The sequence below is a fragment of the Streptomyces adustus genome (assembly GCF_009377175.1).
GTDB classification, from domain to species: domain Bacteria; phylum Actinomycetota; class Actinomycetes; order Streptomycetales; family Streptomycetaceae; genus Streptomyces; species Streptomyces adustus.
Genome location: NZ_VJZD01000263.1, coordinates 1 through 12964, shown reverse-complemented (window position 1 = coordinate 12964; position 12964 = coordinate 1). Strand labels below are relative to the sequence as shown.

General features: G+C 70.8%; 10 protein-coding genes and 2 pseudogenes. 1 reads left to right on the top strand and 11 read right to left on the bottom strand.

Annotated features, from left to right (window positions below):
- Positions 1 to 315: 315 nt before the first annotated feature.
- Together FNH09_RS38720 and FNH09_RS38715 are read right to left on the bottom strand one after the other, a co-directional pair.
- Positions 316 to 1215 carry an alpha/beta fold hydrolase gene (locus FNH09_RS38720; protein WP_152894558.1) on the bottom strand — a complete coding sequence of 300 codons (900 nt, stop codon included), beginning with the start codon at positions 1213 to 1215 and terminating at the stop codon, positions 316 to 318.
- A gap of 125 nt (positions 1216 to 1340) precedes the next feature.
- Entirely contained in the window at positions 1341 to 4127 is a 2787-nt protein-coding gene (locus FNH09_RS38715; RefSeq protein ID WP_152894557.1) for an AAA family ATPase, read from the bottom strand.
- A 404-nt stretch (positions 4128 to 4531) separates the two neighbouring features.
- On the opposite strand from FNH09_RS38715, the gene FNH09_RS38710 reads away from it, so the two are divergent.
- Positions 4532 to 5485: an AraC-like ligand-binding domain-containing protein gene (locus FNH09_RS38710; protein WP_152894556.1), complete on the top strand. Its 954-nt coding sequence runs from the start codon at positions 4532 to 4534 to the stop codon at positions 5483 to 5485.
- Here the strand turns inward: FNH09_RS38710 and FNH09_RS38705 are convergent.
- From FNH09_RS38705 to FNH09_RS49195, 9 genes and pseudogenes are all read right to left on the bottom strand, one after another.
- Positions 5450 to 6127 (bottom strand): sigma-70 family RNA polymerase sigma factor, encoded by a 678-nt coding sequence (locus FNH09_RS38705; protein WP_238427367.1) that lies wholly within the window; start codon positions 6125 to 6127, stop codon positions 5450 to 5452. The genes FNH09_RS38710 and FNH09_RS38705 overlap by 36 nt on opposite strands.
- Before the next feature lie 196 nt (positions 6128 to 6323).
- A complete protein-coding gene (locus tag FNH09_RS38700; RefSeq protein ID WP_152894555.1) occupies positions 6324 to 7157 on the bottom strand; it encodes an alpha/beta fold hydrolase in 834 nt (277 codons plus the stop codon).
- A gap of 543 nt (positions 7158 to 7700) precedes the next feature.
- Positions 7701 to 8573: an alpha/beta fold hydrolase gene (locus FNH09_RS38690; protein ID WP_202919846.1), complete on the bottom strand. Its 873-nt coding sequence runs from the start codon at positions 8571 to 8573 to the stop codon at positions 7701 to 7703.
- 65 nt (positions 8574 to 8638) lie between these two features.
- Positions 8639 to 9022 carry a cupin domain-containing protein gene (locus FNH09_RS38685; RefSeq protein WP_238427366.1) on the bottom strand — a complete coding sequence of 128 codons (384 nt, stop codon included), beginning with the start codon at positions 9020 to 9022 and terminating at the stop codon, positions 8639 to 8641.
- 225 nt (positions 9023 to 9247) lie between these two features.
- The gene (locus FNH09_RS38680) at positions 9248 to 10078 is read right to left on the bottom strand and encodes an SDR family NAD(P)-dependent oxidoreductase (protein ID WP_152894553.1); all 831 of its coding nucleotides are present in this window, start codon (positions 10076 to 10078) and stop codon (positions 9248 to 9250) included.
- Entirely contained in the window at positions 10075 to 10884 is an 810-nt protein-coding gene (locus FNH09_RS38675) for an alpha/beta hydrolase (protein ID WP_152894552.1), read from the bottom strand. The genes FNH09_RS38680 and FNH09_RS38675 overlap by 4 nt, the downstream gene beginning before the upstream one ends.
- Positions 10885 to 11058: 174 nt before the next feature.
- Positions 11059 to 11475, bottom strand: a pseudogene (locus FNH09_RS38670) (RNA-guided endonuclease InsQ/TnpB family protein); the annotation flags it as partial.
- Positions 11476 to 11499: 24 nt separating this feature from the next.
- Positions 11500 to 12591: an IS110 family RNA-guided transposase gene (locus FNH09_RS38665; RefSeq protein WP_152894559.1), complete on the bottom strand. Its 1092-nt coding sequence runs from the start codon at positions 12589 to 12591 to the stop codon at positions 11500 to 11502.
- A 249-nt stretch (positions 12592 to 12840) separates the two neighbouring features.
- A pseudogene (locus tag FNH09_RS49195) lies at positions 12841 to 12964 on the bottom strand (RNA-guided endonuclease TnpB family protein); the annotation flags it as partial.

Here is a 12964-nt window from a genome sequence, read left to right as displayed (position 1 = left end):
CGCAACATCCTGGCCGCCGGACGGGCGGACAGGCTAAACGCCTGTGGAGCGCCGGTAAGACGGGCACACGTGCCCGCACAGCGCGGTGAAGCAGGAAGCCACCAGAAGGGCCAGACGGCCCAGGCTGCAATCCCCGCCCGTTAGGGCGGGGAGCACGTCAAGATCCGAGAGGCGTGCCCCGGCGACATGACCAACCTCCTCGAGAACTTCCTCAACAAGCCCTGATGCTCGCAGCACTCGGCCGGCCGTGGGCATCACCGCCCACGGCCGGCCGTCGTACGGACCGGGCCCGCATCACGAGACGGGGGCCCGACGTCAGCCATCGGCGGTCGCGAAGAAGTGGAGGTAGCAGCGCGCGAGTTCGCCAGGCGCCTCCAAAGGAATGTTGTGCCCCGACCGCTCGATCACCACGGGAGTGACCTTCGCCGCCACCCGCGCCATCTGCTCCCCGGGCTCCGCGGCGAGATAGGCGCGCCCTCCCACGGCGAGGACCGGGCACTCCAGCGGGAGGGCGAACTGGGGACGGTTCTGGGCGGCGTCGGTCTCGGTCGCACGGTACAGCTCGAACACCGCATGGCTGCCGCCCGGTTCTTCGAGCCCCCGGGTGTACTCCTCCTCGTCGGCATCCGTGTACGCACTCGGGTCCCACATGATCCGCCGCATGAAGTATGTCCAGAAGGCACGCTCCCGGCCGGCCATCAGCAACTCGGGGTAGTGCGGCAGGCCGAAGAAGGTGCGGTGCCAGCCGTTGCGGGGGTCCTCGGCGTCGAGCGGTCCGAGGTCCGGCGCCGGAAGGCCGGGCAACCTCGTCTCCTGGAAGACGAGTTGACGGACGTGAGGCCGGTGGAAGGCCGCCACGGCGTAGGCGACCGCGGCACCCCAGTCCTCACCGACCACGCGGTACCGGTCGTGTCCCAGCGTCGCCATGAGCGCGGCGATGTCGGCCGCCAGGGTCTGTGTGTCGTAGCCGGTGGCCGGACGTCCGGAACCGCCGAAGCCCCGCAGGTCCACGGCGACGACCGTGTGGTGCGGCGTGAGCAGGGGGATGATGTGGCGCCAGAAGAACATGGTCTTCGGCACACCGTGGATCAGGACGACCGCCTCGCCGCTGCCGCCCGTCGCATAGTGCAGGTCGACCCCGTTGACCCGCGGCCGGCCGTGGATGAGCGGGATGCCCGCGTGATCCGCCATCCCCTGTGCTCCGGACCTCGTCATTGCCGCCTCCTGGCACTCGTGTCGCCCCACCGGCACGGTGGTGCCGATCCGTCACATTCCACAGCGGCCGACGTTCCACTCGCACCGGGGAGCCACCCCGGCCGAGGCCGGTGCCTTCAGGTCCGTCACCGCCCCGGCGGCGGCCGTTCGCCGGGATCGGCTCCGCTCAGCTTGTCCTGTATCTGCTTGCGCGATGTGATCCCGAGCTTGCGGAACACCTTGCTCAGATGGAATTCGATCGTCGATGTGGTGACGAACAACCGAGTGGCCATCTCTGTGTTCGTCAGCCCCGACGCGGCCAGCGCCGCCACATGACGTTCCTGCGCGGTGAGGTCGAACTGGGTGTCGGCCGTCCGTCTGCGTGCCGTCTCCCCGGTGGCCTGCAGCTCCACCCGGGCCCGCTCGGCGAAGGGCGCGGCTCCCCACGACTCGAAGGACTCGTAGGCGGTCCGCAGCTGGACCCGGGCGTCGGCACGGCGCTTGCGGCGGCGCAGCCACTCGCCGAACAGCAGGCGCGACCAGGCCAGTTCCACGGCCACCGGGACCTTCTCGAGGTGCGTGATCGACTCCTTGTACAGCTGCTCGGCCTCGTCGTCCTCGCTCATCAGGGCCTGGCAGCGGGCGAGCAGCCCCAGCGCCCACGGTGTACCGGCCAGCGGCGCGCGCTCCTGCAGGCGTTCCATGGCCATGGCGGCCGCCTTGCGGTCACCGGCTCGCAGCCCGGCCTCGACCATTCCGGCCAGATTCATGTCGCCGAGGGCCACCGGGTGATCGTCGAACATGTCGAGCTGGGCGTCGAGCGCCTCCTGGTAGCGGCCGCTGCCGATCTCGAAGATGCTCAGGGCCTGGCCTGCCCACCGGTACGTCACTCCGGTCCCGTGTTCCTGGGCCATGGCGCGCATCGTGGCCGCCGCTGCCCGCAGTTCGGCCTCCTGCCCGGTCCAGGCGTAGAGCAGGATCTTGTGGAAGTCGCCCGACCTGAAGTATCCGGTCGCGCTCAGGTAGTCGTCCGCCTCGTTGTAGCAGCTCTCGGCGGCGGCGAAGCGGCCGTCCCAGATCTCCGCCTTGGCGAGCGCGAGCAGCGCCAGACTGAGACCGTAGAGCGCTCCGCGGGCGCGGTCCGCCGCTACCAGCTTCTCGAGCAGTTCCCGCTTGGCCTCGATGTCCCACAGTTCGTCGCCCGCGATGCTGACCATGACGCTGAATGCGTCCTGCTCCTGGAGCTCGTCGGCGGCGCGCAGCCGGGCGAGGGCCGCGGCCAGGGCCGGGGCCCCCTCGGCGTAGCCGTAGGCGATGGAGCGAGCCAGGGCGGCCATGAGCGGATCGGGGCTCCAGGCTGGCCGTTCGCCGTCGCGCCAGGCGTCGACGGCGGCCTTGGCGACCTCGCGGGGTGTCGTCCCGGTGATCATCCGGCCGCCGATGATGGTGGCCTGGACCGCTTCGCGCAGCAGGTCCCAGCTCGCCGTCGGATCGTGGGCGCGAAGGTCGGCCACCGCCTCCAGCAGCATCGCGGGCACCTCGCGTGGGCGGGAGCTGATCATCTCGACCGATGCCCGCAGCCGTGTCGCGTGGACCCGGGCCGCGGGCCCGGCGAGGTCGGGGGTGGCGAGTTCGATCAGCGTCCGCACCTGCGTCAGATTGCCGGAGGTGAGGTGGGCCGTCGCCGCGTGGAGGTAGCGCTCGGCCCGCTTGCCCGGATGCGCGGTCAGCTCCGCCGCCCGGGTGAGGATCAGAGCCTGTTCGGAGTACCCGCCACGGGCCTGGGCGAGCTCGGAGGCGGCTTCGAGCTCCGCCGCCACGGTGTCGTCCGGTCCGTCGGTCGCCTCGGCCCGGTGCCAGGCCCGGCGTTCGGGGGAGCTCGTGGCGGCCAGCGCCGCCTGGATCCGCCGCCGCTCCTCGCCGGACGCGGCCGCGTGGACCGCCGACCGGATCAGCGGGTGGCGGAAGGCGACGGTGGTCCCGCGGGTGAGGATCCCGGCACCGACCGCGGGCAGGGCCGACCGTGCCGATAATTTCAGGGCGCCGGCGGCACGCCACAGCGCGGCCTGGTCGTCCGTCGGCGTCGCGGCCATGAGCAGCAGCAGGGTCCGGGTGTCCGCGGGCAGCAGCGCCGCCGTCTGCCGGAAGTGCAGCTCCAGCTGCCGGTTCACCGGCAGCGGCTCGGGCAGCGCCGCCACGCCGGCCAGTTGTTCCGCGGCGAGGTTCTCGGCCAGTTCGAGCAGGGCAAGCGGGTTGCCTCCGGTGCCGGCGACGAGCCGCTCGGCGACGGCCCGGTCCAGGTGTCCGGCCACCCCGGCGCTCAGCAGTGCCTTGGCCTCGGCGTCCGGGAGCCCCTCCACCCGCAGTGCGGGCAGAGCGCCGAAGACGTCGAGGTCGCCGCCGCCGTCCCGGCCGGCGAAGAGGAGCCCCAGGCAGTCCGCGTACAGCCGCCGGCCGACGAACGCCAAGGTCTCCGCGGACTCGCGGTCCAGCCACTGCACGTCGTCGACCAGGCACAGCATCGGTGTCGCCGCGGCCGCGGCGGAGAGAAGCGTCAACGCGGCCAGTGCGACCAGATGGCGGTCGGACGGCGCGGCGTCGGTCAGCCCGAACGCGGCGTTCAGGGCGTCGCGTTGCCGTTGCGGCAGCGCGGGCAGCCGGCCGAGATGGGGCCGCAGGAGCCGGTGCAGGGCCCCGTAGCCCAGTCGGGTCTCGGCCTCCACACCGACCAGCCTGACGACGGTCAGGTCCTGGGCGTTCTCGGCGGCGTACTGCAGAAGCCGGGACTTGCCGACCCCCGCGTCACCGTTGAGCACGAGAACCCCGCCGAAACCGTCACGGACCGACGCGACAAGGCTGCCGATCGCCTCACGCTCGGGGAGGCGTCCGATGATCGGCGGCCCGCAGTCGTGGCACATGCCGGACCACACCATGAGACTTCCTTTCGTGGCGTCGCGACGGAGCGAACGTTGCCTGCCGCGGCACTGGCACGCTCAATCCGACGGGGGAGGCGGTGCGGGTGAACGCCGGACCACCGGCTCCAGTACGGGCTCCGGCGGTTCGCCGCAGGAAGGCATCCGCGTCTCTCCCCGATCGGGGCCCGCCTGTCGGGCCGCTGCACAACGCACCCTAGGAAACGGGTCGACGAGTGCCTTTGCCCACCGCGCACCGATGCTGTGCGCATCGTGCACTCGCCGAGGGGCGGCCACTGACCGAAAACGCGGGCCCGCGAACATCACGGACACCGATACTGCATAAGGACGCCGAGAGTCTGCGGACGTCCAGGCGCGGGGCGCCGCCCGTCGACGCCCACGTCGTGAACCTTGGGAAAGCAGGCATGAGCGTTGTGTTCTCGGTGCGGTCGAAGCCCGGCAGTGCGCGTCTGGAGCACTGGCAGGAAGAGGTCTTCCGCACCTTCGTCCCGCTGCGGATCACCCTTCCCGAGGACGAGCCCTTCAGTGGGACGATCAGCACCGACCTGCTCGGACCGCTCCAGGCGACCACCGTCGACTGCGATCGCGGCCGGGTCGACCGCACCCCGCGGCTGATCGCCCGGGACACTTCCGGCTTCGTGTACGTCGGCCTCCAGCGCAGCGGCCGCGCGCACGTGGACCAGGACGGCCGGAGCGCACAACTGCGCCCGGACGACGTGGCGTTGTACGACACGACCCGGCCCTACACGCTACGTTTCCCGCAGCGCTTCCGGATGCAGGTGCTGCTGGTGCCCCGCCCCCTGCTCCCGCAGCCCGAGGCGGACCTTCAGCGCGTCACGGCGACCGTGCTGTGCCACGACGACGGGCTCGGCCGGGTGGTCCTGCCGTTCCTGCGGAACCTGGTCGACAACGCTCCCGACCTGCCCGCCGCGGCGGGCGAGACGCTGGCGGCCCATGCCGTGGACCTCGTCGGAGCATTTCTCGCCGAACGGCTCGGCCGCGACGCCCAGGACACTCCCGGGGGCGGCCTCGCGCTCCTGCTGCGCATCAAGGCCTTCATCGACCGTCATCTCGCGGACCCCGGCCTGTCGTTGGCCGTCATCGCCCGCGAACACCGCATATCGGTCCGCTACCTCCACAAGCTCTTCGAGAACGAGTCGACCACCGCGTCCCGCTGGATCCAGCGACGCCGGCTGGACGCGTGCCGCGGCGAACTGTCCCGCCGCTCCCCGCTCACCCCCACCGTCGCCGCGGTGGCACGCCGTTGGGGTTTCACGGACGCCGCCCATTTCAGCCGGGCGTTCCGGGCGGCGTACGGCGTCTCACCGAGCGAGTGGAGAGCCGGTTCGGAAGGGTGAGGGGATGCCGCGGGGTGCGGGGACGCGGCCGGAGGCGACTGTCGCCTCGGCCGTGGACTCGGCCGCCGCACCGGTGCGCATCCGGTCGCGGAGCCGGCGCAGGGCGTAGTGCTGGCGGGACTTGACGGTGCCCACGGGAATGCCCAGGATCCGGGCGGTCTCCAGCACACTCCGGTCGTGCAGGTAGGTGTGCACGAGGACGTCCTGGTGCTCCGGCGAGAGCTGGCGCAACAGGGCCATGGCGTCGATCGAGGTCGCCACGGCGTCGGCGTGGTCGTCCTGGATCACGTCTCGGTGTTCCGCGCCGTGCGACTCGTGGCGGGCGTAGGCGCTGCGGATGCGGTCGATCGCCAGGTGCCGGGCCACGGTGAGCAGCCAGCCGCGTAACGACCCGTCGTTGTCGAGGAGCTGCTCGGAGCGGCGCCAGGCGCGTATGAGGGTCTCCTGCACGATGTCCTCCGCCATGTGACGGTCACTCAGCATGCGGTCGACGTAGGCGAGGAGCGGTTTGGCGTGATCGACCGCCAGGAGGGTCAGCAGGTGCCCCTCGCGTGCGGTCCGATGCTCGTGCGGACCTGTCGCGCGGCCTGCCATGGAGGTCGCGTCGGTTCCGGCTGCGGCTCCGATGATTCCGCTGGACATGGCGTGGTCCTCTGGTGAAAAGGGATGGAGCGAGTGGAGAGCCCGCGCCGAGGCAGGATCCGGAGGGCGGGCGGCTGCCGTGATCCGGCCGAGGGCGCCGGTGGGCCGGTCCCGGTGCGGGCCGCCGCGGGGGGAGCCGCGGCGGCCCGCACCGAGACACGGCCGGTTCTCCGGGGAGTGGCCGACAGCGGTGCGACTACTGGCTGAGGAACGCGAGCAGCGCGGCGTTGACCTCGTCGGCGTGCGTCCACAACAGGCCGTGCGGGGCGCCCTCGATCTCGACGTACTCGGCCGAGGGCAGAAGGGCGTGGAAGGGCCGCCCGGTGGAGTCGATCGGCAGGATCCGGTCGCCGGTTCCGTGCAGGATCAGCGTCGGTACGTCGATCTTGGGGACGTCGGCACGGAAGTCCGTGATCCAGGTGGGCACGCAGGCCACCGACGCATGCGCCGAAGCGCCCGCCGCCACATTCCAGCTGGCCCGCACGGCCTCCTCGCTGATCCGCTTGCCGAGCGTCTCGTCGAGGTTGTAGAACGCCTCGTAGAAGCCGGTGAAGTAGGCGTAACGGTCCTTGGTGACCGCCTCCAGGATGCCGTCGAAGACACCCTTGTCGACGCCTGCCGGGTTGTCGTCGGTCTTGAGTAGGAAGGGTTCGAGGGAGGCCAGGAAGGCGGCCTTGGCGATGCGCTGCGAACCGTAGGTGCCCAGATATCGGCCGACCTCGCCGGTACCCATGGAGAACCCGACCAGCACCGCGTCGGTGAGGTCCAGTTCGGTCAGCAGCGTGTTGAGATCGGCGGCGAAGGTGTCGTAGTCGTAACCCGTCGTCGGCTGCGACGACCGGCCGAAGCCGCGCCGGTCGTAGGCGATGACCCGGTGGCCGGCGTCGAGCAGGGCCGGAACCTGCTTCTCCCAGGAGTGGCCGTCCAACGGATAGCCGTGGATCAGCACGACCGGCCGGCCGCTCCCGTGGTCCTCGTAGTACAGCTCGATGTCGGTGAGGTTCTCCTGGCCGACGGTGATGTACGGCATGTCGGTTCCCCTTCGAAGGTTCGGTGGAACGGCGTGGTACGGCGCCGGGACGGTGAGGTGGAGGTGTGACGTCGGCGGTGCGGGAACCACCGGCGTGCGAGACCTGGCCGTGGACGTGACGGCGAGGTGATGGCGCCACGGAGGAGGGCCGGAGGGAGGCCGGATCAGCCCCAGCGCTCAGCCGTGTCGTGTCGGCGCAGCCGTTGGGCCGTCACCGCGCACAGCAGACGATGCTGCCGGTTATGTTCGTGACGAAGACATGGCCCTGCGCGAGATGGCTGACGGCGTCGACCAGCTCGGTGCCGACGGTCAGGGCGAGAAGCAGTCCCGGCAGGGGGCGTGACCGCGGGTGTCGGTCATCGCCGTCGCTGCCGTTGGTCGGCGAGAGCGCCGCGAGGACGCACCCGGACCGGGCCGGATGGGAAGCACATGGTCGTTCCTTTCGCGGATCGGCTGCTGTGCTCGACGAACCGGACGCGCTGTGCCCGGAGAACCGGACGAGCGCGGGACCGGCCGGCGCGGACCGAAGCCACCGCCGTGGTGTCAGGAGGTGGCGTGTGCGGCTGCCTCGATGATGTGTGCGGTGGCGTCGGGGTGCGAGACGAGGACTGCGTGGGAGGCGCCCTGGATCACCTGGGTGTGGGAGCCCGCGCGATGGGCCATGGCCTGTTCGGCGGCGGGCGGGATGGCCCGGTCGGAGCCCGCGACCAGGAACCAGGACGGGACGGACTTCCATGCGGGGGCGGTGCTGGGTTCGGCGAAGGCGGCCAGTGACACCGGCCGCTGCCCGGCGGCCATGAGGCGGGCCTTGCCGGCGGGTACGTCGGCCGCGAAGACCTGACGGAAGTCGGCGGGGTTGACGTAGGCGTCCTGTCCGCCGGGGTAGGGGCGTACGGCGAGCGCCGGTGGGAGTCGGCTGCCGGGGTACTGCCCGAGGATCGACAGGCCGGTCTCGCCCTGGTCGGGGGCGAAGGCGGCAACGTAGACGAGGGCCTTGACGTTGGAGTGGCCGGTGGCGGCGTCGGTGATGACGGCGCCACCGTAGGAGTGGCCGACGAGGACGACCGGTCCGGGGACGGTGTCGAGGATGCTGGAGAGGTAGGCGGAGTCGTCGGCCAGGCCGCGCAGCGGGTTGGCGACACCGATGACCGGGTACCCCTGGCGTTCGAGCCGTGCGGTGACCGCGTTCCAGCTGGACGAGTCCGCGAACGCGCCGTGGACCAGGACCACGGTCGGCTTCGGCGTGTTCGCCTTGGCCGACGTCGTCACGGCCTTCGCCGTGGACGCCGAGCCGGCGGGTGCGGCGCCGGACAGCGCCGGGACCGCGAGCAGCGTCCCGGCCATGACGGCCGAGAGCATCAGCCTTCTGCTGCGCGTCCGGCCCTCGCCCGATCCGACGGGTGCGATGCCTGTCATGACCATCTCCTCGACTCGTGTGCCTGCTTGCCTGTCTGCGCTGTGACGGGGGGTGGTGCGGTGTGTCAGGACGGCGGGGTGCCGGTGACCCGTAGGTGGAAGGGACCCGAGGAGGCCATGACCATGGCCTGATCGAACTCCGGAGGCAGGCCGCCGGTGTCGGCGACCGGGACGCCGTTGGCCCGGAAGAACTCCTCGATGCAGGCCGGGCTGAACAGCACCCCGATCCGCGCCCCTTCGGGCGAGCGCACCAGATAGCTGTGCGGGACGCCGCGCGGCCCGTACGCGACCTGCCCGGCCACCAGGTCGTGGCGCCGGTCGCCGACGAAGAAGGCCACCTCGCCCTCGAGGACGAACCAGACTGCGTCCTCGTCCTCGTGCACGTGATGCGGAGGCCCGTGGCCCACCGCATGGACGAACTCCATGAGGCTGAACCTGAAGTCGGTCATGCCTCCGGGAATGAGGATCCTCGCCCGGCCGCCGAGGAACCAGAACGGCTCGAGTTCCGGTCCTCGGCCGAAGGCCGGAAAGGACGGGCCCGTCATTCCCGTCCCCGACGTCGTCGTAAGCCGCCCGGGAAGCGCGGCGTCAGGTCGGTCAAGTGATCTCTCCAAGGCACGCGGAGGGGAAGCGGACAGCGCCGGGGCAGATGACCGCGGCGCCGGGCAGGTCGGTCAGAGGGACTCGACGAGACCGCCGTCGATGACGAAGTCGGCGCCGGTGATGTTCGCCGCGCGGGAACTCGCCAGGTAGACGACGAGTTCGGCGACCTCGGACGGCCGAGTGAAGCGGCCGGTCAGCGACTGGGCCGCCGCGCCCCGGGCCACTTCCCGGGGATCGACGCCCTGGGACCGGCCGACCGTGTCGGCGACACCGCCGGCCCCCTGCCACAGCGCCGTCTCCACCGGCCCGGGGCCGATGGTGTTCACCCGCACCCCGCGCGGCCCCACCTCCTTGGACAGGGCCTTGCAGAAGTTGGTCAGCGCCGCCTTCGCCGCGCCGTAGTCGATGACCAGCGGGTCCGGCAGCCGCGCGTTGACCGAGGAGACGGTGACGACACTTCCCCCGCTGGTGGCCAGCAGATGCGGCAGGGCGGCCCGGGTGGCGCGGACGGCGGACAGGAGGTTGAGCGTCAGCGTCCACTCCCAGTCCTCGTCCGTCACCCCCAGGAAGCCGTCCACTCGCGGCTGCACCGCCCCTACGTTGTTCACCAGGACGTCGATACCGCCGTGGACCGCGACCGCCTCGGCGATCAGCGCCGCCGGACCCTCACGGGTCGCCAGATCGGCCTCCACGACGGTGAGCTCGGCCCCCTGCTTCACCAACTCCTCGAGGGCGTCGGTGCGCTTGCGCGACCCCGCCACGACACGAGAGCCCGCCGCGAGGAAGGCCTCCACGACGGCCAGCCCGATGCCGCGCCCGGCACCGGTGACCACGACGGTCCGCCCGGCCAGGCCCGCGCCGTCACCGGACGCCCCGGCCGCCGGCGAGTGCGGGGAGCTCATCGCCCGCTCTCCAGCCCCTGCTTCCGCAGCCAGCCGAGGACGGTGCCCGCGACCTCGCGCCAGCCGCTGTCGATCGTCAAGGAATGCCCACGGTCGGGGAAGTTGAGGATGTCGGTGACGGCGTCGGAGTGCCGGTACTGCTTGAGGGTGGCCCGGGTGACGGTCTCCGGCACTGTGTGGTCCTTGCCGCCGGAGATCAGCAGCAGCGGGCCGCGGCTGTTGTTCTGCGTGTCGACCTTGGCCGGCGAGTGCGGGTTGAAGTTGGCGGAGGCGGCCTCGTACAGCGGCTTGCCCGGCGCCGGGATGGTCCAGCGCTCGTACAGGGCGGCCGACTCCTCCTCGGATACGGCGTTGCCGAACGCGAACCGGAACTGCTCCGCGGTCAGCGACACCGAACGGTTCTTGTTGGCCGGGTTCTTGAAGACGGGGAACGTCGCCTTCAGCGCGGACAGCGGCAGCGGCAGTACGCCCTTGATCTGCGCGGCGTCGATGGCGACCGCCGCGGCCGCGCGGTCCTGGCCGAGCAGCTTCTGCGCGATCATCCCGCCGAAGGAGTGACCGATCACGACGGGTCGCTCGGGCAGGTCCGCGATCAGCGCCGCGTAGTGCTCGACGACGTCGTCGATGCCGTGACCGGCGATGCTCTCCGGGTTCTGGCGTGCTTCCTCGACCGTGTCAGGGTCGCCTGGCCAGCCGGGCGCGGACGGCTCGTAGCCCTCCTCGCGGAACAGGTCGATCCACGGCTGCCACGAGGTGCTGTGCAGCCAGAGTCCGTGGATGAAGACCACGGGAAGGTTGACGGACATGACGGAGCCTCTCCTGTCGGGTCACCTGGCCGGACCGGAGACCACGAAACCGGGTGCCCCGGTGGTTTCGCACCGGGGTGGTACCCCAGTGGTTCGGGGCGGAGGCCGACGAAGGGTCCGAGGATGCCGGTGTCGCTGCGGAGCGAATCGAGGAGGATTGACGTGCTCCCCGCCCTAACGGGCGGGGATTGCAGCCTGGGCCGTCTGGCCCTTCTGGTGGCTTCCTGCTTCACCGCGCTGTGCGGGCACGTGTGCCCGTCTTACCGGCGCTCCACAGGCGTTTGGCCTGTCCGCCCGTCCGGCGGCCAGGATGTTGCGTGCGGCGTTGACGTCGCGGTCGTGGACGGTCCCGCACGCCTGACAGGTCCACTCGCGCACGTGCAGGGGCTTGGGGCCGTCCTTGATCCCGCAGGCCGAGCACACCTGAGAGGTGGGCTCGAAGCGTCCGATCCTGCCGAAGTATCGGCCGTGCCTGGCGGCCTTGTACTCCAGCATGTTCACGAACGCGGACCATCCGGCGTCGTGTACGGACTTGGCGAGCCGGGTGCGCGCGAGACCGGACACCGCAAGGTCCTCCACGTACACCGCTTGGACGCCCCTATGACTGTCAAGTCGTCATGGGCTGATCGGTGTGGGCTCGGTTCGTGGCAGGAGCGAGAAGATCTCGCGGGCAACATAGCGTTTGAGGCATCTGATCACTTCACGCCGGGTCTTGCCCTCGCTGGTCCGTCGTTTGAGGTAGGCCTGGGTGCGCGGATCCCAGCGCAGGCGGCTTTGCACGATGCGGTAGAGGGCCGCATTCGCCTGTCGGTCGCCGCCGCGATTAAGGCGTCTGCGTTGCTGTTTGCCCGACGAGCGCTCGACCGGACTGGCCCCGCACAGCGCCGCGAAGGACGCTTCGTCGGCCAGACGTTCGGGGTTGTCACCGGCGGTGATCAAAAGGGTGACAGCACTGTCCGGACCGACACCTATCCGCTCCACCAGCTGTGGGGCATGGGCCTGGACGATGGCGGCCAAGCGTCGCTTCAGCTCGTTGACCTGGGCCGTCAATTGCTGAATACGCTCGGCCAGCAGCTGGAGCGTGATCAGCGTGGCCTCCAGGACATCGTCACGGACCAGGTAGGCGTCGGCCCATGCCATATCAGCACAGGCGCGTATCAGCGCCGGGTTGGTCAAAGGCGCCAGGTGCTCGCGCAGGGCGGGATCGGCGGACACCACAACGGCTTTGAGCTGGTTGATGGCCTGTGTGCGGGCCTTGATGGCGGAGTCCTTGGCCAGTTTGTACATGCGCGCGATCTGCACCGGCCCGTCGCCACTCTTGGCCTGGGCGGTGGCTCTGCCGGAGATGACAGCCCGCGCGGCCGCTTGGGCATCGACGGTGTCGGTCTTGCCCTGCTGGCGCCGGGCGGTCTTGTCGGGCCGGTTGACGTCGAAGACCTGGATGCCGTGGGAGAGCAGGTGCCGTGTCAGAGCCGCACCGTAGGATCCCGTGCCTTCGACGCCGGCACGGGCCAGTCTGCCGAAGAGTCCTGCCCAGTCCAGCAGTTCGCAGTAGCCGGCCGAGGTGGCGGGGAACGCATCGGTGGCCAGGATCGCGCCGAGAGGCGTGAGTACAGCGGCGACGTGCGTGTCCTTGTGAGTGTCGACGCCGAGGATGACCTCGCCGTCATCAGGGTGCGGCGCGCTGGCGTGCGCGCGGGTGGGCATACTGGCCATGGTCGGTCCGTCTCCTGTCCGTTGGAGCGTCGGATGGCCGACACCGGACCGGTCGGGGCGGTCAAAACTGTGACGGCGCCCTGTTCACGGCAAGGCCCCTATCGGGACACGTCCCGCCGGCCCGGTGACAGCAAGCGCCGCCCCGAGCCAACGACCGACAGATCCAAACCAAGACACCACGGTCCGTTCTCACGCGGGTCAGGCCGCAGCCCGAGGCAGCACCCGCCGATTCTCACAGGTCTCACGGATGATCTTCGTGGAAGTTTTGTGGTGCCAGTCCCGGCGCCGGTCCGCCGCACGGGCGTGCTGACGCGCGACCCTGATACGGGCCTTGGCCCGGTTCTTCGACCCCTTCGCCTTGCGG

What these genes read in the sequence shown, in the direction of transcription:
- FNH09_RS38715 (WP_152894557.1), bottom strand. Translation starts at nt 4,127, where the DNA reads ATGGTGTGGTCCGGCATGTGCCACGACTGCGGGCCGCCGATCATCGGA.
- FNH09_RS38680 (WP_152894553.1), bottom strand. Translation starts at nt 10,078, where the DNA reads ATGAGCTCCCCGCACTCGCCGGCGGCCGGGGCGTCCGGTGACGGCGCG.
- FNH09_RS38705 (WP_238427367.1), bottom strand. Translation starts at nt 6,127, where the DNA reads ATGTCCAGCGGAATCATCGGAGCCGCAGCCGGAACCGACGCGACCTCC.
- FNH09_RS38700 (WP_152894555.1), bottom strand. Translation starts at nt 7,157, where the DNA reads ATGCCGTACATCACCGTCGGCCAGGAGAACCTCACCGACATCGAGCTG.
- FNH09_RS38675 (WP_152894552.1), bottom strand. Translation starts at nt 10,884, where the DNA reads ATGTCCGTCAACCTTCCCGTGGTCTTCATCCACGGACTCTGGCTGCAC.
- FNH09_RS38690 (WP_202919846.1), bottom strand. Translation starts at nt 8,573, where the DNA reads ATGACAGGCATCGCACCCGTCGGATCGGGCGAGGGCCGGACGCGCAGC.
- FNH09_RS38665 (WP_152894559.1), bottom strand. Translation starts at nt 12,591, where the DNA reads ATGCCCACCCGCGCGCACGCCAGCGCGCCGCACCCTGATGACGGCGAG.
- FNH09_RS38685 (WP_238427366.1), bottom strand. Translation starts at nt 9,022, where the DNA reads ATGACCGACTTCAGGTTCAGCCTCATGGAGTTCGTCCATGCGGTGGGC.
- FNH09_RS38710 (WP_152894556.1), top strand. Translation starts at nt 4,532, where the DNA reads ATGAGCGTTGTGTTCTCGGTGCGGTCGAAGCCCGGCAGTGCGCGTCTG.
- FNH09_RS38720 (WP_152894558.1), bottom strand. Translation starts at nt 1,215, where the DNA reads ATGACGAGGTCCGGAGCACAGGGGATGGCGGATCACGCGGGCATCCCG.